Below are 24882 nucleotides of genomic sequence, written 5' to 3'. Positions count from 1 at the left end.
CCCGCTTAACATCGCAGCAAGTCAGGTTTTCCATTCTAGGTTGATGCTCAATGCGTCACTGCCGCTTAAGATGCGCCGTAAAGAACCCATCTGTCCCGTGAGAAACCTGCCATGATTTCCGAAACACCTGCTGCCAATCCGGGTGAGTATTCAAAAAGCTGTCAACGACCAGACCATTCTCATCCCGCAACATCGAACAGGTCGCATAGGCGAGGACCCCGTCCGGATGCACCAGGCTGGCGACTTCGTCCAGAATACCGGACTGGATAGCGGTCAGTTCGTGCAGGCGCCCCTCGGTCAGCGCCCATTTTCCGGCAGGCGCGCGGCGCCACGCCCCGCTGCCCGAGCAGGGCGCATCCGTTAGCACCACATCAAACGGCGCGTGGCGTGCGATCTGATCGGTGGACAGCATTTTGATCTTGGCCCCGGCCCGTTCGGCGCGGGCTGGAAGGTCACGCATCCGTCCGGGGTCGATGTCATGGGCAAAAACGTCGACGCCCGCATACGCTGCCAGCGCCAGTGACTTGCCGCCCCCGCCCGCGCAATAGTCCAGAACCCGCATTCCGGGTCTTAGGTCCAATGCCGCGACAACCGCCTGGCTGGCTGCGTCCTGAAGCTCGACTAAACCATCGGTATAGGCGCGGCTTTGGGCGATCTTTCGGGCGCCCTCCACCACCTCTAACGCCGTGTCGCAGGCTGGGTGCGCATGGGTGGAAATACCTTCGGCGGCCAGTGAAGCGATTGCCGCTGAAAGGTCGAACTTCAGAAGATTGACCCGCAGATGAACAGGCGCGCGGCTTTGCAGAGCCTGCGCCGCCCCAATCGCCTCATCCCCCAGCGAGGCCACGAAGCCGGGCCAGAGCCAGTCAGGGATGTCGTATCGCTCGGCATCCGACGTGAAACCCCGGCTTTGTTCGGTCGCATTGATCCGCTCAGGCGCGTGCCTGCCGCCGGAAAACAACGCATCAAGGTCGCCCCCAGCAACGCGGACCGCACCAATCATAAGACCGCGACCGGTATCCGCCCCGCCCAACGCCGCAAAGGACCGCTTACAGCGCAGCGCATCGAAGACATGATCCCGCACCGCTGCCCGGTCCTTGGACCCGGCAAACCGGCTGCGCCTTGCCCACCCTGTCAGCACCTTTTCCGCCGGTTGGTCAGCCAAAATCTGGTCAAGGATTTCAATCGAGGCCTGAACGCGCGCCGCAGGGGTCATGTTGTATCTCGTCCGTCCGTCCGTGAGGGCTGACCTCACATCACCCGATAGTTCGGGCTTTCGCGGGTGATCTGAACGTCATGCACGTGGCTTTCCTTCAGACCCGCACCGGTGATTTTGACGAAATTGCAGTTCCGGCGCATCTCATCGACCGTCGCGCAGCCGGTGTAACCCATCGCCGCGCGCAGGCCGCCAACCAGTTGGTGCACCACTGCGCTGGCCGAGCCTTTATAGGGCACTTGCCCCTCGATCCCCTCGGGCACCAGCTTGTCGCTGGCCGCGTCCTTCTGGAAATACCGATCCGCCGAGCCGCGCGCCATCGCGCCCAGGCTGCCCATGCCGCGATAGGATTTGAACGAGCGGCCCTGATACAGGATCACCTCACCCGGGCTTTCATCGGTGCCCGCGATCATCGATCCGACCATGGCACATGAGGCGCCCGCCGCAATCGCCTTGGCGAAATCACCCGAGAACTTGATGCCGCCATCGGCGATAACCGGAACGTCCTGCGCCGCCGCCGCGCAATCCATGATCGCTGTCAGCTGAGGCACACCAACCCCCGCCACCATCCGCGTGGTACAGATCGAGCCCGGTCCGATCCCCACCTTGATCGCATCCGCGCCCGCATCGATCAACGCCCTGGTGGCCTCGCCCGTGGCGACGTTACCCGCGATGATCTGCACCTCATTCGACAGGGTCTTGACCCGCTTCACCGCGTCCAGCACGCCCTGAGAATGCCCGTGTGCGGTATCCACCACGATAATATCGACGCCGGAATCCACCAGTTGCTCGGATCGCTCAAACCCCGCATCGCCGACCGAGGTCGCAGCGGCGACGCGCAAACGGCCCAGACGGTCCTTGCAGGCGGTCGGGTTCAGCACGGCTTGTTCGGTGTCTTTCAGCGTCAAAAGCCCCGTCAGCTTGCCCTGACCGTCAACCACCAGCAGCTTTTCGATCCGGCGGGCCTTCATCAGGCTTTTGGCCTCTTCCAGATCGGCAGGCTCTTGCAGCATCGCCAGATTGTCGGCAGTCATCATTGCCTTGATCGGCGTGTCATCGGATGTCGCAAAACGCATGTCGCGGTTCGTCACGATCCCGACGACACGGCCTTCCCCATCAATCACCGGGAAGCCGGTGAAGTTATAGCGTTCAACCAGCGCCTTGGCATCCGCCAGCGTCTGATCCGCGCGCAAGGTGACCGGGTTGTAGACGATGCCGGATTCAAACCGCTTGACCCGCCGCACTTCGCGGGCCTGTTCCTCGACCGAGAGGTTCTTGTGGACAACGCCAATCCCACCGGCCTGCGCCATCGCGATGGCCATGCGGGCCTCGGTCACCGTATCCATGGCCGAACTGAGAAGCGGGATGTTCATGGTGATCTCGCGCGTCACACGCGTGGTCGTATCCGCCGTCGCCGGAAGCACGGTGGATGCGCCCGGAACCAGTAGAACGTCGTCAAAGGTGAGTGCCTCGCGAATCTGCATCTGAAAACCCCATGCATAAGCCCGTTTGGCGCTGACCCTATTACATGGTTTTGACCCAAGGAAAAGACCCCATCCTCAAGTTGTTGGCGCAGACAGGACAATGCCGCGCCGCAAAACGACGCAACCAGCCATAAACGTGCCGCTGATTGCCCTTTCCCTTTGCGCGCAAAACCATATCTTGCGCGGCATACGTGCGGATACAAAGGCAGGCCGATCATGACCACCGACCCTCTTGTCGTCTTTACCCCTTCGGGCAAACGCGGGCATTTCCCGCTTGGCACGCCGATTTTGACGGCAGCGCGGCAGTTGGGAGTCGATCTGGATTCGGTCTGCGGCGGGCGCGGGATTTGTTCGAAATGCCAGATCACGCCCAGCTATGGTGAATTTCCCAAACACGGCGTCACCGTTTCTGACGGCGCGCTGAGCGAATGGAACGCCGTCGAGCAGCGCTATGACGACAAGCGCGGCCTGAAACCGGGCCGCCGTCTGGGCTGTCAGGCCACGGTGCAGGGCGACGTGGTGATTGACGTGCCGCCTGAAAGCCAGGTCCACCGTCAGGTCGTGCGCAAGGCCGCCGCCGCGCGTGCGATCACGATGGACCCGGCCACGCGGCTGTATTTCGTTGTCGTCGAAGAGCCCGACATGCATTCCCCCACCGGCGATCTGGAGCGGCTGGAACGCGCCCTGCGTGAGCAGTGGAACATCGACGCCGTAACTGCAGACCTGTCGCTGATGTCGAAACTGCAGCCCACCCTGCGCAAGGGCAAGTGGGAGGTCACGGTCGCCGTTCACAAAGGCCACAAAGACAACGTGGCCCGCATCGTGGAAATCTGGCCAGGCTTGCATGAAAGTGGCCTCTATGGTCTGGCAATCGACCTCGGCTCGACCACCATCGCGGCGCATCTGACCGATCTTGAAACCGGTCAGGTCAAGGCCTCTTCGGGGCTGATGAACCCGCAAATCCGGTTCGGTGAAGACCTGATGAGCCGGGTGTCCTACGCCATGATGAACCCCGGCGGCGACAAGGAAATGACAAAAGCCGTGCGCGAGGCGATCAATGATCTGACCACCTCGATCGCCGATGAGGCCGAAATCGAGGCCGCGCTGATTGTCGAGACGGTGTTCGTCTGCAACCCGGTCATGCATCACCTGCTGTTGGGCCTCGATCCGGTGGAACTGGGTCAGGCCCCCTTTGCACTGGCGACGTCCGAAGCTATCTCGCTACCCGCGCGCGAGATGGACCTGACCAACATGAACCCTCGCGCGCAGGTCTATATCCTGCCCTGCATCGCGGGCCATGTGGGCGCGGATTGCGCGGCTGTGGCGCTGTCCGAGGAACCCGGCAAGTCCGAAGACCTAGTGCTGATCGTGGATGTGGGCACTAACGCGGAAATCCTGCTGGGCAATCTGACCCGTGTTCTGGCGTGTTCCTCGCCCACCGGTCCTGCCTTCGAGGGCGCGCAGATCAGCTCGGGCCAGCGCGCAGCGCCCGGGGCCATAGAGCGCATCGAAATCGACCCCGCCACAAAAGAGCCCCGCTTCCGCGTCATCGGGTCCGAGAAATGGTCGGACGAGGACGGGTTCGACAAAGACATCGCAACCACGGGCATTACCGGCATCTGCGGCTCGGGCATTATCGAGGCTGTGGCGGAAATGCGCATCGCCGGTCTGCTGGACGAAAGCGGTTTGATCGGGTCTGCCGAGCAAACCGGCGCCGCCCGCTGCATCCCCGAAGGGCGCACCCACGCCTATCTCATCCATGACGCCAGCGCCGAGGGCGGCCCGCGCATCACCGTCACCCAAGGCGATATTCGCGCGATCCAACTGGCGAAATCCGCGCTTTATGCCGGTGCGCGCCTGCTGATGGATGAGATGGAGGTCGATACCGTCGACCGCGTGGTGCTGGCGGGGGCGTTCGGTGCGCATATCTCGACCAAACACGCGATGGTTCTGGGCATGATCCCGGATGCGCCGCTGGACAAGGTAACAAGCGCAGGCAACGCCGCCGGAACCGGTGCGCGGATCGCTTTGTGCAACATCGCGGCCCGGGCCGAGATCGAACGTGTCGTGCGAGAAATCACCAAGGTCGAAACCGCCATCGAGCCGAAGTTTCAGGACCATTTCGTCGCCGCCAACGCGATCCCGCACAAAACCGACCCGTTTCCGGAGCTGGCTCAGGTCGTCACCCTGCCGAACCCAAGTTTCAACTCCGGCGGAGACTCCGAATCCGGAACCGGCCGCCGCCGTCGCCGTCGCGGCTGAATCCGTACGCGTTCAAATGGCTGATGGTCCCCGTCAGCCCTGATCGCCCGCCCGATCCCGGTCCTGCAATGACCGGATACGCATACGTTGCGCGGCCCGGACATGGGCCCGCATCTCAGCCTCGGCAGCGGCACCGTCGCGGGCTTTCAGTGCATCCATGATGCGGGTGTGTTCTGCAACAGCCTCACCCGCGCGGTCGGTGTCCAGCAATTGGGACGGCCCCAAAATCAGCAACGCTTTTTGCAGCGATAGCATGGATTTCGTTAAGAACCGGTTCTTCGCCGCATCCAGCAGGGTCGCATGGAAGATCCTGTTCAGCCGAACCGCCTTGGGCCCGGTGCCCGCATCGGCAAGCTGGCCGTTCAGCACCTCAAGCTCGTCAAGCTCAACATCCGACGCCGCCCGCGCGGCAAGCCGGGCCGCCGTACCTTCGAGCACCGCGCGCATTTCATACAGTTCCATGACCTCGGCATAATCAAGACTGCGGACCGTCGCGCCCAGCCTCGGGATATGAGACACCAGCCCATCCGCTTCAAGCTGCCGAATGGCCTCGCGCACGGGGGTTCGGCTGACGCCCAGCCGCTCTGACAGTTCGATTTCCCGTAGCCGATCCCCCGGCGACAGGGTGCCATCGCGAATCTCCTCTAGCAACTGCCGATAGGTCGAGTTGCCTTGTGGGCCGGGTTGAATCGAGTCGTCCTGACTTGTCATTCCACTCATAAATCCTTATTGCGTTTTCTTGGATACATTTGGATACTTTCGAAGTCAACGTGGTGGGAACGACCATTTTGCCGACACAGACCTCAAAATACCCCCTTTTGCAGCAACGCGGCCTGACCATCGCCGTCGCGGCTTTGGGAACTGCTGTGTTTTGGCTTTTGGGCCTGCCCCTGCCCTTTCTGTTCGGTCCAATGTCCGCCTGCCTGATTGCCGCGCTGGCGCATGCGCCGCTGAAAGGCTTTGGCCAGGTGTCGGTCGCCGCACGCACCATATTGGGTGTTGCGGTCGGGGCGTCAATCACACCCAGCCTGTTCGCGGAACTTCCCAAAATGGCGGCTTCGATCATGCTGGTGCCACTGTTCATCCTGTTGATCGCATTGGTCGGAGTGCCCTTTTTCCGCAAAGTCTGGGGCTTTGACGACAAAACGGCGTTTTACGCCGCCATGCCGGGCGGGCTGCAGGATATGATCATCTTCGGCACCGAGGCCGGCGCCAACCCCCGCACCCTGTCCCTGATCCACGGCACCCGTGTCCTGATCATCGTGACCCTGGCCCCATTGTTCCTGACGGTGTTTTACGACGCTGAACTGACGAACCCCATTGGTGAACCCGCAAGCCAGCTTCCGGTTCACGAGTTGCTGTTGATGGTTCTCGCTGCAATCGTCGGATGGAAAGGCGGCGAACGCATCGGGCTTTTCGGAGCGTCAATTCTGGGCCCCATGATCCTGACCGCAGCGCTGTCGCTGGGGGATTTCATCCACACCCGCCCCCCGCGCGAGGCCATTCTGGCGGCGCAGTTCTTCATCGGTTGCGGCATCGGCGTGCAATTTGTCGGCGTCACGATGCGGGAACTCAGGCGCGTTGTGGCGGCAGGCGTGGCCTATGTCGGCCTGCTCGCCATCCTCGCGGCCAGCTTCACCGCCGTGGTCACCACGCTGGGCCTTGGCCGCCCGGTCGAGGCCTTTCTGGCCTTCGCACCCGGCGGGCAGGCCGAAATGACGGTTTTGGCCATCGTGACCGGGGCGGATCTGGGCTTTGTCATCACCCACCACCTGACGCGGATCGTGCTGGTCATCATCGGCGCACCCATCGCAGCGAACCTGCTGGCCCGGTGGTTCGGGCCAAAGACCTGATCGTTTTCAAGGATTTGGAGCGGGTAGCGCGCACCATGTTACTGTTGCAACATGTCGCCAATCGACCTTATACCCCTTTTTTTGTTGCATTTTGTAAGTTTGGCCTGTAGCTGATTGTTGCAACATGTTGCAAATAACCCCACACAAGATGGGGGCCTAGTTGGGGGCCTAAATGGCAAAGCTATCAGCAGTGAAAATCAAGAGCGCACCAGACGGCGCGAAGTTACAGGACGGCGACGGCCTCCTGTTCATCAAAGGGAAAAACGGCGGCAAGTGGAAGTTCCGATACTCGTTTGGCGGCAAGCGCCGGGAAATGGGGCTCGGGTCGTTCCCCGAGGTATCGCTGGCGGAGGCCAGAAAGCAAAGGCAGCATTGGGCAGGTGTTCTCGCCACAGGCGCAGACCCGATAGCTGAACGGGAACACCAGCGCAAAGATGCCCAGAACAGTCAGAACGACCCAACGTTCGAAGAGATAGCGGAGATTGTGTTCGAAGGGCGCAAGGAACGCCTGCGCGGCGACGGCAAGCGTGGCCAATGGTATTCGCCCCTCAAGAACCACATCATCCCCAAGATCGGCAATCGTCGCATCAGCACATTGCACCAGCGCGACATTCACGACGCCCTAAAGCCTATCTGGCGCAGCAAGCACGAGACTGCCGACAAGGCGATGTACCGGACGCGCATGGTGCTGCGGCAGGCCAAGTTGATGGGCTACGAGGCTGAACCGTTTATCTGCGATGCGGCCCGGCACATGCTGGGTTATGTTGAGCGGGTTCAGAAGCCCCTGCCCGCGACGCTTTGGCAGGAGATACCGGATCTATATGCGCGCCTAGACAAACCACACCCGTCTTACCTCGCCCTGCGCTTCACGATCCTGACGGCAGCGCGCGGAATGTCAGTGCGCGGCGCTCGATTCGATGAGATTGACGGCGATGTGTGGACAGTGCCTAAAGAGCGAATGAAGGGCCAGCGCGGCAAGGTGCAGGATTTCCGCATCCCGCTTTCGCAAGAGGCAATGAACGTCGTTGAGCAATGCAGATCCACGGCGCACAACGACTTCTTGTTTCCTAGCCCGCGCGCGGCAAGCGGTGTGAGCGATGTTGCAATGGCAAAGGTCTTGAAGCATCTGAACGAAGAGGGACGCATCCACGGCTTCCGCTCGTCTTTCAGGATGTGGGTTCAGGATACCGAGGCGGCCAGCTTCGAAGTCGCGGAAACCGCCCTCGCCCATATCGTCGGCAACAAGGTTGAAAGAGCCTATGCGCGCTCGGATCTACTGGAAAAGCGCTGCATTTTAATGCAACAGTGGGCGGATTTCGTGACCCAGGCGGAAGGCGATGTGGTGCAGTTGCGCGAGCACGTCGGCGACGGCGCGAGTTCGTCTACGGGATAACTTTTTTGCACCTTGGGTTTACGACATATGAACTGACTTATCGTCCACTGCAGGATTTAACAGAGTACGTACGGTCGGCAAATTATGTGTTCAATACCGTCGCGCCTACTTTCCTGCTCCGTTTGCTGCCACAGTGCTTCCTGTTGTGTTTGCTTAACGCATATATGCCTCGCGCGCTGCGAGGAAAACCATAGGGTCAGGACGCATTGATTTTCAAAGCGCTGCATGATTCACGGCTCGAAGAACGGAGCGGTGATACGAGCAACCTTTTCTGGCTGACCGACGAGCAGATAGCCAAACTTTCCCCTTTCTTCCCGCAGTCACACAGCAAGCCACGAGTTGATGACAAAAGGGTACTGAGTGGGATTATCTTCATCAATCGCAATGGGTTGCGGTGGCGAGACGCCCCCAAAGAATACGGACCGCACAGTTGAAGGGGACCGTGGCCCCAGTGGGGCAGCATAAGTCCCGGAAACGCTTTATAGCCGGTGAAAGCGTTGGAGTGAGAAAGGTATCTTCGCTCGGATGATGGTCGGCTTGGCAGCCGAACACAGCGAGGAAAAGACTGTGATGATCTCCTCTCGGGACATTGCTCTGCAATGCCCTGCCGGGCAGTGGACGCGACCTATCTGAAAGCACATCGTACCGCGACCAGCATGGCCGCAAAAAAAGGGGGGCATGGCCGCCTGATTCACTGCCCGGCAGGCGCATCCGAAGGATGCTGCCGAGAGGGGCCGAACCAAGAGCGACATGAATACCAAACTGCATGCTATCTGTGACAGCCAAGGGCGACCGATCAGCCTTTTTGTCACCGCTGGCCAAGTCAGTGACTACATCGGTGCGCGTGCGCTACTGTGCAGTATTCCAGATGTCGACTGGCTGCTCGGGGATCGTGGCTTTGATGAAGTTTGGTTCCGAGATGCGTTAAAAGACAAAGGGATACGCGCCTGTATCACAGGTCGAAAGCAATATAAGACAACCGTGAGGTATGACAAGCGCCGATACAAACGGCGCAACCGTATTGAGATCATGTTTGGTAGGCTCAAGGACTGGAGGCGTGTAGCGACAAGTTATGATCGCTGTCCCAAAGTCTTCCTCTCCGCAATCGCACTCGCAGCAGCCGTCATCTATTGGTTATCAATCCTGACCCTAGGGTAATGGCTCATTTTCTTCTATACTACAGATTTCGGGTCGAAAATCGCGTTTATCTTTTAGCGGCCTTCAACTCTTCGACCACCAACTTGGCAATTTGGTCTCTGTTCTTTTTGATGTGTTGCTCGATCAGTGGTTTGGCTGCCTGTGGCGTGCGTGCGTCTTTCTCTGCTCGATTCATGGCAGCCGCAAAGTCCATTTCGGATTTAATGACCATGTCACAGAGCTTGTAATGATAGGATTTGAGCCAGTCCATCCAATAAGACGCCACATCGGGAGCTTTAGCGTTCCACGTGATTTCGATAGCCTTCTCCAGCATCCAATCCGCAATGTCTTTCTGAGCTAGTTTCGGGTATTGGGTAAGAATTTCCGCCGAGTATTTCTTGAGGATAAGCTCGTAGATAGTTTTTGACTGGCTTCTTATCACGCTTTTAAGCAAACCGCTTTTTGCAATCCAAGTACCCATCTTCGACGCAAACGGTGCAGCAGCGTCGCCCACCCAGCTGCCCAATTTACCAAAAACCCCGCCTTCAACACTTTTGGCGACAACACGACACACGGCACCATTGACACCGCCTTGACGGTCCCATGTGGCATTGAAGATGCTAGCGTTGGCAAGCTCCTCGATACCTTGTTTGACGCCTCCAACCGCAGCTCCGGCGAGGGGTGGATTTTTTGTGACGACCGCCAGATAGGTCTCAATGATTCCAAATGACGAGTCACGGGTGAAGGTCAGAACGTCGATCCAACCCTGAAGTGAAGATCCGGAAGCACGTAGCATTTGCGTGAAGGCCTCGCCCGCCTTATTGACCGCCTTTTGAGCCACAATGCGTTGCTCCATTGCCTTTTTGAGCGAGGCGGATTCTGTGCTGTTGGCCAGAGATCGCAGCTTTTTGAGCTCACTACGGCCCTTGGCGATTTTTTTGTAAGGTTCTCGCATCAAATGCGATTTTCTCGAAATGCGCAACGCGGCACGTATAAATGGGGCTCCATCGCTCCATCCTTTGGTGATTTTGTCGCATTCCCCAGTGAGATCTTTGAGGCGATCATCGTAGTGGCCCGTGATCTCCAACATACGTTTGGAAACCTTTTTGTTGGCCGTTTTTACGTCTTTGGCGTCGGCTTGGTACTCCTTGCCGCCAAATTTGTAGACGGTTTTTCCTAGCGGCTTCTTGGACGGCGCTTTGCTTAACGCCGAGAGCGTTTTGTCTTTGGGCGCAACCGTTCCGGTGACAGGCAGACCCGCGCTTTTTTGAAAGTTCTTGATGGCGTCGACAAAGGCACGATCAGATTTTCCATTTACCGCAGAAGCTTTGAACCCGGCGTAGGTGGCGTGTTTATTGAGCATGCCTTTGACCATCACCACGTCTTCGGGGCGATTGAAGGATTTCCCCGCACCAACAGTTTGATAGAGTTCGCCACTTCGCACGGAAACGACCGGCAATTGGATGACCCAGCCAGCTTGGACATAGTTCGGCGATTTGGTTTTTGAACGCAAATCTTTGTTAAAGGATGCCAGCCAAATCTCTTTTTTCCAATCCGCAATGAAGTGCCTTTTGGCGATTTTGGGAAGTGTATCGCCCTTGCGGATTTTATATGAAACAGTTGATGTCATAATGGTAAATGAGAAATCTGCTATTTTTTCAAAGTCACCTTGTCATTATGAAAGCTTGGGGTTTTTTTCTCAAGTTTTCAAGCTTTCTCACGCTTACATTGGTCAAAGCACTGACGCTCTAGGCCCGAACCGGACATTCCACTCTTCGCCAGGCTCAGGATTCATAGCCAGTATATGACAAGTGCTGCGAGGACGATCGTGGATAGCAAGACCTTTGGGCATCTGTCGTATCGCGTGGCCACACGCCGCCAATCTTTGAGCCTGCCGGACATGATCTCTATGCGGTTGCGACTTTTGTAGCACTGCGTGTCGTTTCGGACGGTCGTCTTCCGTTGTTTCCGGCTCGGAGTACAAGGGTGTATTCCTTTGTCTTTCAAGGCTTCCCTGAGCCAATCGGCATCTTAGCCTCGATCCCCGATCAGCCAGTCGACGGTCGGCAGGCTATACAGCGATGCCCTTGCGCCGATGAAATCGCTGACCCGCCCAGAGGTCACAAACAGGCTCAGTGGGCGGCCCTTGCTATCGCGGATGGCGTGCAAGGTCTTTGATCTTTCCCGCTTTGTCGAGAACGTATTTAAACTTCAGCAGTGTGTGGACTGTCGAGATCTGACCTCAAGCGAATCCTTCCCTCACAGCTTCAACATCTCATTCCCCAGCGAAGGTACCAACAGCGCGGTAGCCACCGTTCAAACCATCGCTAAGTGCGAATCCGCCAACAACTCCAGCAGGGGCCAAAACACTTGACCCCAGCGCCGTCCCGGCTCCCGGTTTCATTGTTGCCGGTCCAATAAAACTTCCGTTCAACTCGCCCGTCAGCCCTCCACTTGATACAGACGAACTGTATCGATCCAGGCCGGGATTGGCCGAGCTTGCACCGGTCACGGACCTTCCACCAAGTGTCAATGTCGCCGTTCCTTTTCGGGTTCCGAAATTGAAAGTGTCTGTAAAGGTTCCGGTCTGCGTTCCAATGTTCCGGCCACCAGTGACGACGTTTCCGATTGCATGCCCGTTGTATTGAACAATGGCGTTGGTGTTGGTTGCCGCCGCGGCAATTCTTTGAGCATCGGAGCCACTTAAGCTATTTCCTGAAGCAAACGAACCCATATGCGCGTGTTTCCGCTGCGCGCCATTGTCAATGTCACCAAAGAAGAACCCCCACTTTACGTGCTTGTAGTCCTTCGTCGTTTCAACAAAATTCTGTCCAAGCTCGCCAGCGACAAGTCCTCCAGAAATCACGGCAGCGTTGTGTTTAGATCCGCTTGGGCTTCTTGCTCCAAACTCTGTATCGCTGACAAACGCGCTTTCACCGTCAGTGCCGCCCAGTTGCCAACCGTTCAGGTTGGCATTGAAGTTATTTGTATTCAGGTCCAAGTTATTAAACCTAAGATTTGGGCCGCTATAAGTCCCACTGAGCAAGTCCGGAGCACCCATTACGCCTAGTGAAACACCACCTGATGTTTCTACATCTAAGATAGCTGCGGCGAAGCCGAAATGATTTTGGCCAAAACCATTTCTGGAACTTGTGTGTGCTTGGGTACCTGTAGCGATCCCCAGCCTAAGCGCAGCGAAACTCTGCTGGTTACTGGTTCCAATCGGTGCCTCAAGACCTCCACTAAGGTTTGATCTCGGAAACGTACCGTTGTTGCTGGAATCGTTTGGATCAAAAACAACATCGTCGAAAATCGGCCCAGTATTCTCAAGTACGAAAAAGCCCAGGCGACCAGGAGTTGGCGTGATTCCATTTCCGATATTGGGGTTTCCGCCGCCAGCAGCGGTACTTTGATAGTCCGAGTACATCAAAACCGAAGGCTTTGAAGCCCCGCTTGAGTCTAACCCCCGCGAGGAGCCGATCGTGCGCGCGTAGATTAAGGCATCTACAGTTTCGCCATTACCGAAGGCCGGGGTACCGCCATTCAATTCGTTTGTGTAGCGAAAACGGACTTCGCCAATTGTCGCTGAAATCGTGGAAACCTGTCGACCGAAGGCGTCATTGGCTATTCCCATGTCAGCGTACAAGAGCTTCGGAGTGGAGCCATTTGTTGTATTAACTGCGCCAATCACTGGACCGCTGGGATTAACGATCATTAGATCGCTTTGTGTCAATTGGCTTGTGTTCAGCGCGAAATTTGCGGGTATGAAATCATCCGCCAGCTCGGTCCATGTCTCTGCACGAAGGAATGCACGGTCTCCGTCCGCAAGGTGCATCCCAGGGGACAAATTACCGATACCGTTGTTGATGATATTGGCGGTCATACCTGCGGACAGGTGATAACGGTCCACACTCGCTCCGGGTGTCGGATTGTCAATGACCTCATCGAGATCCCCAGCCGCAAAAATGTAACGCCGGGTTTCCTTCGGGTCATATATCAATGCTGCCCCGGTTGCCGCACGTCTATTGGGATCGTTGAAGCCACCTATTACTTGGTCATAATATCTTACGAGGGTAGGATCTGAAATCGCGCCGGGATTAGCTGCGACAAAATCTTTGACAGCTTTGTCAAAACTATCGCTACAAGCTGCTTGGCTAACACAGTTTGTATTCAACCAATTTATTGCTGCAACAACGTCCATATCGAGAAACATAAAGTTATCTTTTCGGACAAGAGGTATACTGTCACCAATATTTCCACGCTGGAAATTTGTACCGTAGTTCAGCCCTTTGACCACAACCCCCTTGCCTTGGTTCCAAATGCCATTGAAATCCGTATCAATCGAATCTCTTGGGAAGCTGCCAAACGTCGTATCGGCCCTGAGGAAAGGGAAATCGTATACCCCAGGAGAATTAAAATGCCACGAGGCCGTATTAACGATGCCCTCTTGTAGCCGTTCTAAGCGTATTATGCCGGAAACCGAATCTGCAAGGGAACTCGTATCCGGAAAAGGACTCAGGCCCGCAGGTGACGTCATCGACGAAAACGGACTCTGGTTGTAACCCTGCCCCATTGGATCAAGTATTGCGTAGTAGTAAGCAACCGATCTGGAGGAACCACCACCCGGCGTCAACGCTGTCAAGTCCGATGGATTGGCTATCGCTGTAGAAAGGTTGTTGGTTGGAAAAACCCTGTTTGTTGTCGGTCCTAAGTAAATCTCGTACGTAAATGGATCCGATTGAACTGTTACTTGGTCAGAATAACCTTGACGTACTGTGGTAAAACTCTCGTCAGTAGTTGTTGTGCTATTTACATTGATTGGGGTCGCACCTTGACCTGTGGATGGCGAAAACCCCCCTAGCCCGGCTAAGTCCACGTTCAAATCAAACGGTGTTTCTTGTACCGGTGGCATCACCGGCCCTATATCAACTTGCGGATCTATGCGTGCAACGTCGGGTGGAAGTCCCTCAACGAATACAGGAGTTGGCTGCTGATCGTCATTTCCATTCGAAACTGAAGCGATCCTTGACGACGAACGCGGTGCGCGCCTTTGGCTTCCCTGAAGCCTTGGCAGAGTTCCAGTTTGCAGCCCGCGGCTTAGCGCCAGAATATCTGCTACAATCGCTTCCGCACGCATCCGTCGAGGGTTAGAGACACGACTTCCGTCAGCTAAGACCTGAAATCCTGATCGATACAGGCGTTGGCTTCTCCCTCCACTGTTAATGGTAAGTTCTTCTCCGCTTAGAAGGTGCGCACGTGTGTTTTCCCCATTCACTTCGACAAACGCAGCCCCTGCTTTCAATGACAAAATCCCATGAGGCGTCATCATTGAAATGGCCTGAGAGCGATTCAAGTATCCACCCGTTATGCGAAACACGCCTCTTTCAACCTGGATTGCAACTGTCCCATCAGAACTGACGCTTACTGACAATAAGCTGCCCGGCGCGACGATGATGGATGTTCCGTCTTTGAGAATAATCTCTGCCGTCTCATTTTGTCCGGTTTCCACCGTTCTAGAGGACGTAGCACCTACGGCAATCTGCCTTAAACTATGACCGTTGGATTGAGCTTGAGCGTCACTCAAGACACCGCCCATCACAGTGAGTGACGTAGCGACCAAGCAAGAAGTTAGAAACGAATAGCGCATTTCCTTTACTCCCTATTTGTATTCGGTTCAGAAGGACCTCGTCACCGAGAGTGCCAGGTACGTATTGTCAAACGTATCCAGCTCATAATTTGAATTTTGATCAAAGTGTCCAATTTCCGCTTGAAATTCTGCGTTTTCCCAAAGTGGGATAAACAACGCTGCCCGAGCTACAAAGCGCTCGTCGGATTGCGAAGAAGTTGGATCTATAGCCGCATCAGGCGAGTCGTAGTCTCGCTGCCCGTATCCAAGTCCAACAGAATATTTCCAAGACGTTGTGGCTTCTCCGAACCACGGAGGAATCTCTCTGAGAACTTCAACAAAGATTCCGCTGTCGTCGTACGCTTCAAAGCCGACGTCCGCAGTCTTGTTTGCGTAAGCCAGAATTACGTTTAAACCAGTCCTCTCGTTGAGAAGCCTCGAATATCGAAACGTCAAGCCATTCCGCCTTCCGTCGCGATTGTCATTCGAAGGGTCGAGGGTAGTTGCGTGGTAGTTTTGATCAAACGTAAACGCCGTGAGCTCGAAGCGGTTTTGTATGTTAGGTGTTGCTCGAAACGTGGTTACCCAGCCGTTCTCGTCGACATAACGCTCCCCGTCTCTATTCAGCAGGCTTGCTGAATATCGTAGTGTGATTTCTGAAGGAAAATTTAAACTTGGAGTAAGGTTGAAGTCGAAACCCGGCGCAACTGCACCGCGTGCCAAATTCAGCTGGCTCTGATCTCTGTATGCTCGCCCGAAGGCGTCAAGATCCAACGCGAAAAGGTGACCAGCCTGAAATCCCATATCGTACCGCACCCGTCCATCAAAGCCTAAAAAAGCAGATACATCCGATTGATCAGTAAATTCTGGAAGCACAACAAAACCACGAACTTCAGTGCCGTTATCCGGACCAGCGTTTGCATTGGTGTCAGCAATCAAGCCTGCTGTGACACTGCCAAAAAACCGCCAGCGTGAATTGGAGTCTTCGGCTAAGGCAAGCAGTTCTTCCGCCCGTTCACGCACAGCTGGAGGCGCATCCGGAGACTCCAGGGCTTCCGAAATAAATTTCTCAGCCAGCTCGCTGGCTCCTTGTCTGAGATACAGAACCCCCAACTCCAGCTTAATGTTGGAAAGCGTCGGGTTTAGTATAAGGATTCTTTCAAATGCAGAGATGGCGGTCTGAAAATCACCTGTCTGCGCTGCGACTTGAGCTAGACGAAAAGAGGCTTCCGGATCGGACGGGTTTTGCCTGACGCGTTCTAAGGCGACCAAGTATTCAGATGGGATTTGGTCGGATTGGGCACTGGCAGTGTTCACTGAGAAGAAGCACCACAACGCGCAAAGACACGCAAGTCCAAACTTAGATGGAAATTTTGTAAAACCTTGAAAAATATACATCAATCGCTACCAAACCTTAACCCCTTCGACACGATCCCGGAAACTGCAATACTTAGCTACTAACTCCACAATTGAGAAGTTAAGCCAGTATGTCAAATGAATCCAAGATTTTTCGGTTCAGAAACGTTGTTTGCCTCATCTTGCTTAGCTGTGCCTTTGCACATCAAACTGCGAGCAGAGATTCTAACGAAACAGTTTCATTAGTGGAAACGATTCGGGAGATTCGATCTCTTAAGCAAGCTGGAGATCCAAACGGGGCAAATCGTCTGCTAGACGAATTGATGGCAACTTTTCCCTCTCCGCTAGGAAACACAGTCGAGAACTACGCATTCCTTGCTAACGAAAAAAGTGTCGTTCTGAGAGAGGCGGGAGAACTGGATGGCTCACTTAAGTCCGCAAAGCTTGCATCTAAGCTTTTAACTGAAGCGGGGATAAAAAACGATACTCTGATTGCTGCTAGAATAAACTCCGGTGAAACCTATCGGTTAATGGGTAATATCAAAGAAGCAACGTCTGATTTGGAAACAGCCGTTGAATTGGCAAACCAATTCGGTTCTGAAGAAATAGTAGCTGCGTCTCGTCAACGAAGCGCGTCTTACAACCTAGAACTCGGCTACTTTAGTGAAGTCGAAGCGCTTTTGGAAGGATTGGCAGCAAATGAGCACCCTAGTTCATTGCTTACCGCAGAACTAAGAGCATCAGCTTTCTTGGCAAGGCGCTTGCCAATGAGCGCAGCACGGGCGCTGCCGAAAGAATCGGAGTTTACATCATCCGTTTCTAGGCTGCGCCACCTAGTTGCTCGCACAGACCTTCAACTAGGCAAGCTACAGCAGGCACTTGCCGAACTAGAGAAACTCGAGGCTGAACTAAAAGGAGGCGACCAAACTGAGTACTTACTCACACTGTATAGTAAGGCCGAAGCTCTATTTCATCTTGGCTTGTTCCAAGAAGCTTATTCAGCAAATGAAAGAGCTTGGCAAACAGCAGAAAAGCTCGTGGCGGTCAATGAAACACTTCTCGGGCAAATCCTTCACCGACGGGCAGTCTTGCTTTCGAAAGTAGGGGACCCAGAGAACGCACTAAGCCAATTTGGTTTGGCAATTTCACAATTCTCAACTGAGACTCCTAAAGGTAAAGCCGCAATCCGCATTTCGATGATTGAAAGATCCCGAAATCTATCAAGTCTTGGGCGGCACACCGAGGCGATTTTTGACGCATACCAGGTTCTCTCTTCGGCTGAGGAGGATAGCGACGTTTTGGAAGTCGATAAATTTTTAGCAACGTCGAATCTCGGTTTGGTACTCCTTGATGCGGAGAAATTCCGCGAAGCACTTAAATTCTTAAATCTTGCCGAGCGAACTGCTGCTAGAAATTCTTTTTCGATTCCAGAAACCGTTCCAGTTTTGATAGCATTGGGAGAAGTGAATATTTTAGTTGGAAACCCGGATGAGGCAAAGCGTGCGCTTTTAGAAGCTTTAGAAAAACTAAATGATTTAGGTGCTTTAGGGAATGCAGATCTGCTGGGGGAGGCTCAAAGGCTGCTGTCTCAAATTTATCTTAGCCAAGGTTCGCAAGACGGCTTTGATCGAGCTGTCAATTTGTCTCGAAACAATGTTGATTTACTGTTGCGTCGTCTGAATGAGATTTCATTAACAGCGTCCTATGCAAGTCAATTTAGCCCGATAACACTGGAGAAGCAGTTAGAGCAAGCTCTGAGTGTGTTAATGGATAGCGTGCAGTCAACTAGGACATTGGCGCAAGAAGCCTTCACTGTGTCTCAGATCGCCCACCTAAATGAAACTTCGCAAGCTTCAAACGGATTTCTGAAAAATTTGCGTGAGTCTGATGGAAGACTTTCGGCAATGCTGACCGAAAGAAGTAAAACAATGGCTGAGCTGGAGTTTCTCACCAGTAATCCAAACCAGGGTTCAATACATGTAATTGATTCCTTAAAAACTCAGAGGGATTGGATTGACGAGAAACTATCTCGAGACTTCCCGGATATCATCAAACTTATTCAACCCTCCACATTATCAATCTCTGAAGTCCAGAAAATGTTGAAACCGGACGAAGCGATGTGGCTTCACTTCGCTGGCCCCAATAGTTCGTTTGTGTTTCTTTTGAGCCATGACAACTATCGGGCTCGTGAAGTCAAAGTTAGCTCCAGTGAACTCAGTCGCCTAGTGAATAAAGTTAGGGAGACGCTCGATATGAAAGGGCGTTCGGCGCCCGCAAAGTTCGACTTCCAAGCATCAACGACTTTGTATGAGCACCTCTTTTTTCCTTTTGAGGAAGTCATTGCATCAAAACCCAAACTCATTCTCATTCCACACGGAGCGGCGCAACAGATTTCGTTGGCAGCCCTTACTAAGAACGAGACGTCCATGGGAGTCACTCAAGAAGGAGCTGACGCGAGGTTCCTGGGATTAACACATTCTCTGACGGTCTACCCATCAGTTTCTAGTTTCGCTACTGCGAGAAAAACATCGAAAACCACAATCAAATTTGACTCGTTCGTTGGCTTTGGACACCCGAAACTCTCCGCGCCAAGACCTAAGAGCTTAAGTAGTCGAGGTTCCTTGATTGAACTGGAGACAGGGTCAGTAAGAGCGGGAGTGCTTGAAGGGCTTTTTGAAGAGCTACCAGAAACGGAACGGGAACTTGAGCTGATGGCAAAAGCGATCCCGGAAGCAAAAAGTGAGATATTTATTCAAGAAAGTGCGTCGGAATCGAAATACAAAACACTTGATGGGCTTGGTAAAGCGTTAGTATTCGCCACTCATGCGGTGGTTGCAGGCGATTTTGACTACCTCAGGGAGCCGGGGATAGTGCTTACCCCCCCTGACAAGCCGAGCTCGTTTGACGACGGGCTTCTGACAGCGAGCGAAATAGTCACCAGGGAGATCAATGCTGCAATCGTAATCCTTTCGGCCTGTAATACTGCATCAACCTCAGGCCGCTATGGAGCACCGGGATTATCTGGCTTGGCAAAGGCATTCTTTGGGGCTGGGGCGCGTTCGGTAGTAGCTAGTCACTGGACCATCTCTACAGTTTCTTCCCTTCTGTTAATGCCAGAATTTTTCGAAGAAGTTGCCAATGGGGAAGAACCTGGAGAAGCAATGAGATTGGCAATGATAAGAGCTTCATTGCGAAAAGATAACCCAGCCCTAAGCCACCCTGCAATTTGGGCACCTTTTTCTGTAATCGGTAGTTATTGATGCATGAACTCTAGGGTCAGGATTCATAACCAATAGATGACTTTCTTGCTCTCCCCGCCCACGGCTTCAACCACCAGTGCGGGAAAAAAAACCGAGTAACCTGGTTTTGCAGTCGCAGCGAACGCTAGACGGCACGGCGTGGCTCTGGAGCGCAGACGGCGCAGCATTGGCCACCCTCTCTGGCCATGAAGACAGCTCATTGGACGCGAAAGAGCTTTCTGATGACCGCATCCTGACCTGGGGCGATGGTAGCACGGCACGGCTCTGGAGCGCCGATGGTCTTATGTTTCATCATTGGCTTGAGGGATAAGTAACCCGCGCCACCGGCTGGACAGGGGATAGAGGATTGGTAGCGCGGGTCGTCCCAAATTTGGGATGAAGTACAAATAGGTCGAACAGCGAGGCCGGGTCTGCGCCAGATGGACGCAAGAGCAGTTGGATTTCCATTTTTCTTTTCCGATAGGAAATAATGCAGGGCGAGCAGAGTTGCAGCCTAAGCGTGCGCCGTTTGTTTTTTCCTGCCAATTCCTTTGGAGCTTCGGCCAATAATGTGCTGGCAACTTGCATGTCGGATTGCTGACAACACTTAAAGGGCGCGGGAGCTATCACGCGCCATTGCTCTACCCAGGTATTTGGAGGTTGATGATGATCATGCGATTTTGTCTGACAGCTGACGATGGCATCGAGAATGCCCATGCTTAAGTATCTGCTGAAAACCGCTGTGCGGTCTGCAATACGTGCTGCCGAGAACAGCTACAATACACCTGAAAGAAAGGGCGCCCGGGGCGAGCGCAAAGTGCACAACGCGTTGACGTCTGTCCTTGATCAAGGAGAGTATCAGGTATTGTCGGATTTGATACTGCCCATTTCCGATGGGACCACCCAGCTAGATCATCTCGTGCTGTCCCGCTATGGGGTTTTCGTAATCGAAACCAAGAACATGTCAGGTTGGATATTTGGAGATGCCGATCAGAAGCATTGGACGCAGGTTCACAAGGGCGGAAAGAAGCGGAGCTTTCAGAACCCGCTCAGACAGAACTACGCGCATGTTAAGGCTGTTCAACAAATCCTCGGCATTGATCAAAAGTTGCTGCACAGTTTTGTGGTGTTCATTGGCACAGCAGAACCCAAGACGGCCATGCCGGAAAACGTGGCATGGGGGTTGCATGCGCTTGGTCGACTGATCGGCGTGCGCAAACAGCATGTAATCTCGGATTTGCAAGTAAGCGCCTACGTGCACAAACTGCAAAATCTGGCACTAGAAAATACGAAGGCAGCGCGCACTGAGCATGTGCGGCATCTTGAAAAGAAGGCGGCGGCTAAAGCTTCGGCCCCGCCGCCGAAATCTGCAAATGTCGAAATTTCGATTAAATGCCCGAAATGCGGTGGGGGAATGGTCAAACGGAATAACAAAAAGTCGGGGGCTTCCTTCTGGGGATGCGCGCGTTTCCCAAAATGCTGGGGCAAGAGAGTGATAGTTTAATGGTTCAAACCAACGGCATTCTGAAAGGCAATTGAACAGCCAAACCGGATTGAATGAGACTAGACGCACTGGCGTCAAGACCGATTGATTTCCGCCAGACGGCATGATTCACGGCTCACTAAAAATGCGGATAATGGATCTGATCTCTTCTGGTTTGCGCTCTGTGAACTCCCGTTCTTTCTTCCACTAATACTGGTGATCGACGCCGTGGCAGTAGCGACAGGGCGCAATGACGTGCTGGGTCAGTTCTGCGGGGTCTGCAAGGGCGATCTGTGTCCAGATGTTTACCAAGCCCTCAGCGTCCAGCATGGCCTTGCTTTCGACCTGTTTGCGGCCCTCTGCGATGGCAGCGGCAACACTAACATTCGCTAACATGTGCGGTCCTTGGACGTGGGGCTGCTTGAAGCTTGCTGTGCCGGCTGCCTGGGTGGCATTCGGATCAGCCAGGTAGGCAAGCACCAAGGCCCGTTGGCGCGGGTTCAGGTCGAACTGATCGAGCCATGCCGTATCTGCCAGTGCTGGATTGTCTGCCATGCTGCTCATTCTGGGTCGGTGCCTCTTGCGCCTCAAGATCAAGAACACATTAGGTAACATCTGTGCAAATATCAACACAAAGTCAACACGCCACACCCCTACCACCACCACCAATGTATTGTTTATCTTGTTACTTTAGTGACCCGTTTTCTGACCCGCTTGCTGACCCAGATTTCAAACTTTATTGTTTTTTATCAGTTGCTTATCTGACCCGCTCCTTGACCAGCTTTCTGACCCGCTCCAACCCTCAATTTTCCTGCAACATGTGCGCCTTTTTGTTTGCCATTTGCAACATGTTTACTATACAAGTGAGAGCAAGGAGAACACACATAGAAAGAGGCACCAGACATAAACGTGCCTAGTTTTGAACCAGCGGTCGACCAGTTCGCTAATTCGCCGAAATGTTCCCATACAGCGTGTCGCCCCCAAAACAGAGAGCGTCGAGCTAGCAATTCCCAACCAATAGAAGAAACCACCCACAACGTCCAAACCGCAAAGCTTCAAGGCAGGCGTGTGGTCCACTGGACAGCAACCGTGATAGAAAACACCAACTAGAGTTCCACAATCGCATCAAAGATCCGTCATGAAAGTACGAATAAAAGAAATCCGACAAGACAAAGGACTAACTCAAGACGAACTTGCAGTGAAAGTAGATGTGTCTCGATCCTATTTGGCCCAACTAGAGAATGGGGCACGTCCACTTACTACCAAGAAGCAGGCCACGATTGCCGCAGCCCTTGAAGTGGAGCCGACTGAACTCGTAGACTTCAGCGCCCCAAACGAAGAAGATGAGGTGCTTCTTCTTGAGGCTTTCCGCGCCCTATCCCCCGAACAGCGAAAAGCATGGCTCGAATGGGCGAAAGTAGCTAAGGGGTCCGCCTCGAACAAAGAATGAACGGCCCTTAAAGAATGCCAATCGGATCAATCGACCTTGCGCACCGGGAAGGATGACAATCTTAATTCCGCCGGGGCACTGGCTGCAAATTGGTAAGGGTGGAAGCGCTGGAAAGCCTGATCGAAGAGAAAGCAGCCTAGCAAATGCAGATTGGGGGCCTAATTGGGGGCCTCCTTCAGCGGATCTCTTTTTTTATTCATATTTTTCAAGAGGATGAGGGATTAGTTTGGAGCGGGTAGCGGGAATCGAACCCGCGCGTTCAGCTTGGGAAGCTGACAGGCTACCATTACATCATACCCGCCGCGCGGGACTGGATAGCACCGGTTTCGATCCGGGATCAAGCGGGATCGTTGAAAATCCTCATTCGGTTCGCGCGCGCAGGCTGTCAATCAGGGATTTGTCCACGTCCAAAGCCTCACCCGCCGCTTCCAGAGTTTGCCGGTCCAGATGCTGAGGGCTCAGGTCCACATCCTTGGAGAACGCTTTAACAATCTCACTTATCGCATTGATTCTCGCATATTTCTTGTTGTTTGCCGGGATCACGTGCCACGGCGCGATCTCGGTTGAGGTCCGGGCCAGCATCTCATCAACTGCAACTGTCGCCTCCTCCCATTTCTCGCGGTTGCGGAAATCTTCGTAGGTGAGTTTCCAGCGTTTGAGCGGGTTTTTCAGCCGCTCGGTGAAACGCTGCATCTGCTCTTCGGGCGAGATGTGAAAGAACAGCTTTACGATCCGCGTGCCGTCATCGACCAGCATACGTTCGAAATCGTTGATTTCACGGTACCCGGCGCGCCAGCGATCTTCGGGCGTGAATTTCTCGATCCGCTCCACCAGAACGCGGCCATACCAGCTGCGGTCAAAGGCCGAAATCGCACCCGCCGGGGGCAAACGTTCCCAGAACCGCAACAGATAATGGCGGTTGAGGTAGTAGTTTCGCGGCGCACCGATAGGCCAGACCTTGAAACTGCGCGGGTCCAGAGCCTGACTGATCCGACGAATGGTCCCCCCTTTGCCCGCCGCATCCCAACCTTCAAAAACGATCACGCCCTTCAGGCCATGAAACAGGAAGGCCTGCTGGATAATGGACAGCTTCGCCTGCAGACCCACCAGCTGTTCGAAATATTCTTCCTTTTTCAATCGCTTGGTCAGGTCCGCATCGGACAGTCTCGGGGGGATATGCTTAGCCATGACCTCTCCTGTTCCTTGCAATTGGGGTGGGACCATTGTGCAGGGTACAGCCTGCGTGACATTGATCAGGGTCAAACGAAAAAGGCCGGGCAAGTGCCCGGCCATTGACTGTGATTGGTACTTAGATCAGGCGCGGCGGCGGCGTCCGCCACCGCGACGGCCGCGACCCTCGGCTTCGGCGCCGGCCTCGGCGGGGGGTTTGTTGAACTTGATCCAGGCTCCGCCATGCGGGTCGTTGTTGGTCAGCAGGTTGGCGGCACGGATGGCCTCCATTTCCTTGCCGGCGCGCGGCAGGGTCGAGCCCAGACCGAACAATTGGCAGAAGGTTTCATCATCCATATCCGCAGGAAGGATGATCCCCTTGGCTTCAACTTCGGCTTTCTTTTCGGCCAGCTTCTTCGGGCCAACCGGCAGAGCCACCGGGTTCATGATCGCCGAGGTCATGCCAGCGCCCATCGCCATCGGCAGAAACGCGTTATTGATTCCATGGCGGTTGGGCAGACCGAACGAGATGTTGGACGCACCGCAGGTGGTGTTCACGCCCAGTTCTTCGCGCAGACGACGGACCAGAGCGAACACCTGATTGCCCGCGGTTGCCATCGCGCCGATGGGCATGACCAGCGGGTCAACCACGATGTCATGCGCCGGGATGCCGAAGTCGGCGGCGCGTTCGACGATCTTCTTGGCCACATCGAAGCGGACGTTGGGGTCTTCGGAAATCCCGGTGTCGTCGTTCGAGATCGCAACAACCGGCACGTTGTATTTCTTGACCAGCGGCAGAACCAGTTCCAGACGCTCTTCCTCGCCGGTGACCGAGTTCAGCAGCGGACGGCCTTCGGCCGCCTCAAGACCGGCCTCCAGCGCGCCGGGAACCGACGAGTCGATGCACAGCGGCACATCGACCAGACCCTGCACCAGTTCGACGATCTTGGTCATCAGCGGCGGCTCGGTCTCGTTCGGGTTGGGGTTCGAGTTATAGACAACGCCCGCGTTGATATCCAGAACGGTCGCACCCGCCGCAACCTGCGCCAGCGCGTCTTTCTCGACGGTCGAGAAATCGCCCGCTTCCAGTTCAGCGGCCAGTTTCTTGCGGCCGGTCGGGTTGATCCGCTCGCCAATCACGCAGAACGGTTCGTCAAAGCCCAGAACGGCGGTTTTTGTTTTTGATTCTACGACTGTACGGGTCATGTCCGTT

The 24882-nt window shown here is 54.7% G+C and carries 16 protein-coding genes, 1 tRNA gene and 2 pseudogenes; 7 read left to right on the top strand and 12 right to left on the bottom strand.

Going from position 1 to position 24882, the window contains the following annotated elements; genetic code table 11:
* Positions 1-55 precede the first annotated feature (55 nt).
* Positions 56-1216, bottom strand: a complete 1161-nt coding sequence (locus ACR0K1_RS05095; protein WP_480849074.1) for an RsmB/NOP family class I SAM-dependent RNA methyltransferase — start codon at positions 1214-1216, stop codon at positions 56-58.
* A gap of 35 nt (positions 1217-1251) precedes the next feature.
* Positions 1252-2700, bottom strand: a complete 1449-nt coding sequence (gene guaB, locus ACR0K1_RS05090) for an IMP dehydrogenase (RefSeq protein ID WP_480611049.1) — start codon at positions 2698-2700, stop codon at positions 1252-1254.
* A 216-nt stretch (positions 2701-2916) separates the two neighbouring features.
* On the opposite strand from guaB, the gene ACR0K1_RS05085 reads away from it, so the two are divergent.
* Positions 2917-4962, top strand: a complete 2046-nt coding sequence (locus ACR0K1_RS05085; RefSeq protein ID WP_480611052.1) for an ASKHA domain-containing protein — start codon at positions 2917-2919, stop codon at positions 4960-4962.
* Between the two features lie 33 nt (positions 4963-4995).
* Here ACR0K1_RS05085 and ACR0K1_RS05080 read toward each other — a convergent pair whose 3' ends face one another.
* Positions 4996-5673: a GntR family transcriptional regulator gene (locus ACR0K1_RS05080; RefSeq protein ID WP_480611157.1), complete on the bottom strand. Its 678-nt coding sequence runs from the start codon at positions 5671-5673 to the stop codon at positions 4996-4998.
* 62 nt (positions 5674-5735) lie between these two features.
* Here ACR0K1_RS05080 and ACR0K1_RS05075 point away from each other — a divergent pair, with 62 nt between their 5' ends.
* From ACR0K1_RS05075 to ACR0K1_RS05065, 3 genes and pseudogenes are all read left to right on the top strand, one after another.
* Positions 5736-6815 (top strand): AbrB family transcriptional regulator, encoded by a 1080-nt coding sequence (locus ACR0K1_RS05075; RefSeq protein ID WP_480849480.1) that lies wholly within the window; start codon positions 5736-5738, stop codon positions 6813-6815.
* 172 nt (positions 6816-6987) lie between these two features.
* Complete coding sequence (locus ACR0K1_RS05070; protein WP_480849071.1) at positions 6988-8208, top strand: tyrosine-type recombinase/integrase; 1221 nt, start codon at positions 6988-6990, stop codon at positions 8206-8208.
* Positions 8209-8429: 221 nt separating this feature from the next.
* Positions 8430-9366 (top strand): annotated as a pseudogene (locus ACR0K1_RS05065) (IS5 family transposase).
* Positions 9367-9412: 46 nt separating this feature from the next.
* Here ACR0K1_RS05065 and ACR0K1_RS05060 read toward each other — a convergent pair.
* The 4 genes and pseudogenes from ACR0K1_RS05060 to ACR0K1_RS05045 all read right to left on the bottom strand — a co-directional run bounded on the left by ACR0K1_RS05060 (position 9413) and on the right by ACR0K1_RS05045 (position 16369).
* Positions 9413-10975, bottom strand: coding sequence for a peptidoglycan-binding domain-containing protein (locus ACR0K1_RS05060; protein ID WP_480849069.1), 1563 nt, complete (start codon positions 10973-10975; stop codon positions 9413-9415).
* Between the two features lie 161 nt (positions 10976-11136).
* A pseudogene (locus tag ACR0K1_RS05055) lies at positions 11137-11538 on the bottom strand (transposase); the annotation flags it as partial.
* Positions 11539-11620: 82 nt separating this feature from the next.
* Positions 11621-14929, bottom strand: a complete 3309-nt coding sequence (locus ACR0K1_RS05050) for a FecR family protein (protein WP_480849067.1) — start codon at positions 14927-14929, stop codon at positions 11621-11623.
* Between the two features lie 90 nt (positions 14930-15019).
* The gene (locus ACR0K1_RS05045) at positions 15020-16369 is read right to left on the bottom strand and encodes a tetratricopeptide repeat protein (RefSeq protein ID WP_480849066.1); all 1350 of its coding nucleotides are present in this window, start codon (positions 16367-16369) and stop codon (positions 15020-15022) included.
* 89 nt (positions 16370-16458) lie between these two features.
* On the opposite strand from ACR0K1_RS05045, the gene ACR0K1_RS05040 reads away from it, so the two are divergent.
* Complete coding sequence (locus ACR0K1_RS05040; RefSeq protein WP_480849064.1) at positions 16459-19587, top strand: CHAT domain-containing protein; 3129 nt, start codon at positions 16459-16461, stop codon at positions 19585-19587.
* Between the two features lie 291 nt (positions 19588-19878).
* Here the strand turns inward: ACR0K1_RS05040 and ACR0K1_RS05035 are convergent, their stop codons facing one another.
* On the bottom strand, positions 19879-20283 hold the full coding sequence (locus tag ACR0K1_RS05035; protein ID WP_480849062.1) for a hypothetical protein: 405 nt from the start codon (positions 20281-20283) through the stop codon (positions 19879-19881).
* Between ACR0K1_RS05035 and ACR0K1_RS05030 the strand changes: the two genes are divergently transcribed.
* Entirely contained in the window at positions 20282-21070 is a 789-nt protein-coding gene (locus ACR0K1_RS05030; RefSeq protein WP_480849060.1) for a nuclease-related domain-containing protein, read from the top strand. The genes ACR0K1_RS05035 and ACR0K1_RS05030 overlap by 2 nt on opposite strands.
* A gap of 186 nt (positions 21071-21256) precedes the next feature.
* Here the strand turns inward: ACR0K1_RS05030 and ACR0K1_RS05025 are convergent, their stop codons facing one another.
* Positions 21257-21604, bottom strand: coding sequence for a terminase small subunit (locus tag ACR0K1_RS05025; RefSeq protein ID WP_480849057.1), 348 nt, complete (start codon positions 21602-21604; stop codon positions 21257-21259).
* A gap of 583 nt (positions 21605-22187) precedes the next feature.
* On the opposite strand from ACR0K1_RS05025, the gene ACR0K1_RS05020 reads away from it, so the two are divergent.
* A complete protein-coding gene (locus tag ACR0K1_RS05020) occupies positions 22188-22499 on the top strand; it encodes a helix-turn-helix domain-containing protein (protein WP_480849055.1) in 312 nt (103 codons plus the stop codon).
* A gap of 227 nt (positions 22500-22726) precedes the next feature.
* Here ACR0K1_RS05020 and ACR0K1_RS05015 read toward each other — a convergent pair.
* The 3 genes from ACR0K1_RS05015 to ACR0K1_RS05005 form a co-directional block, all read right to left on the bottom strand.
* A tRNA-Gly gene (locus ACR0K1_RS05015) sits at positions 22727-22800 on the bottom strand.
* 59 nt (positions 22801-22859) lie between these two features.
* Positions 22860-23687, bottom strand: coding sequence for a polyphosphate kinase 2 family protein (locus ACR0K1_RS05010; protein ID WP_480611055.1), 828 nt, complete (start codon positions 23685-23687; stop codon positions 22860-22862).
* 126 nt (positions 23688-23813) lie between these two features.
* Positions 23814-24875 (bottom strand): methyltetrahydrofolate cobalamin methyltransferase, encoded by a 1062-nt coding sequence (locus tag ACR0K1_RS05005; RefSeq protein WP_480611057.1) that lies wholly within the window; start codon positions 24873-24875, stop codon positions 23814-23816.
* Positions 24876-24882 lie beyond the last annotated feature (7 nt).

Source organism: Ruegeria sp. F5 (assembly GCF_056533845.1).
Note: the sequence above shows the minus strand (reverse complement) of the source record. Positions and strands in the feature narration are given on the sequence as shown.

What these genes read in the sequence shown, in the direction of transcription:
- ACR0K1_RS05095 (WP_480849074.1), bottom strand. Translation starts at nt 1,216, where the DNA reads ATGACCCCTGCGGCGCGCGTTCAGGCCTCGATTGAAATCCTTGACCAG.
- guaB (WP_480611049.1), bottom strand. Translation starts at nt 2,700, where the DNA reads ATGCAGATTCGCGAGGCACTCACCTTTGACGACGTTCTACTGGTTCCG.
- ACR0K1_RS05085 (WP_480611052.1), top strand. Translation starts at nt 2,917, where the DNA reads ATGACCACCGACCCTCTTGTCGTCTTTACCCCTTCGGGCAAACGCGGG.
- ACR0K1_RS05080 (WP_480611157.1), bottom strand. Translation starts at nt 5,673, where the DNA reads ATGACAAGTCAGGACGACTCGATTCAACCCGGCCCACAAGGCAACTCG.
- ACR0K1_RS05070 (WP_480849071.1), top strand. Translation starts at nt 6,988, where the DNA reads ATGGCAAAGCTATCAGCAGTGAAAATCAAGAGCGCACCAGACGGCGCG.
- ACR0K1_RS05060 (WP_480849069.1), bottom strand. Translation starts at nt 10,975, where the DNA reads ATGACATCAACTGTTTCATATAAAATCCGCAAGGGCGATACACTTCCC.
- ACR0K1_RS05045 (WP_480849066.1), bottom strand. Translation starts at nt 16,369, where the DNA reads ATGTATATTTTTCAAGGTTTTACAAAATTTCCATCTAAGTTTGGACTT.
- ACR0K1_RS05040 (WP_480849064.1), top strand. Translation starts at nt 16,459, where the DNA reads ATGTCAAATGAATCCAAGATTTTTCGGTTCAGAAACGTTGTTTGCCTC.
- ACR0K1_RS05030 (WP_480849060.1), top strand. Translation starts at nt 20,282, where the DNA reads ATGCTTAAGTATCTGCTGAAAACCGCTGTGCGGTCTGCAATACGTGCT.
- ACR0K1_RS05035 (WP_480849062.1), bottom strand. Translation starts at nt 20,283, where the DNA reads ATGGGCATTCTCGATGCCATCGTCAGCTGTCAGACAAAATCGCATGAT.
- ACR0K1_RS05025 (WP_480849057.1), bottom strand. Translation starts at nt 21,604, where the DNA reads ATGGCAGACAATCCAGCACTGGCAGATACGGCATGGCTCGATCAGTTC.
- ACR0K1_RS05020 (WP_480849055.1), top strand. Translation starts at nt 22,188, where the DNA reads ATGAAAGTACGAATAAAAGAAATCCGACAAGACAAAGGACTAACTCAA.
- ACR0K1_RS05010 (WP_480611055.1), bottom strand. Translation starts at nt 23,687, where the DNA reads ATGGCTAAGCATATCCCCCCGAGACTGTCCGATGCGGACCTGACCAAG.
- ACR0K1_RS05005 (WP_480611057.1), bottom strand. Translation starts at nt 24,875, where the DNA reads ATGACCCGTACAGTCGTAGAATCAAAAACAAAAACCGCCGTTCTGGGC.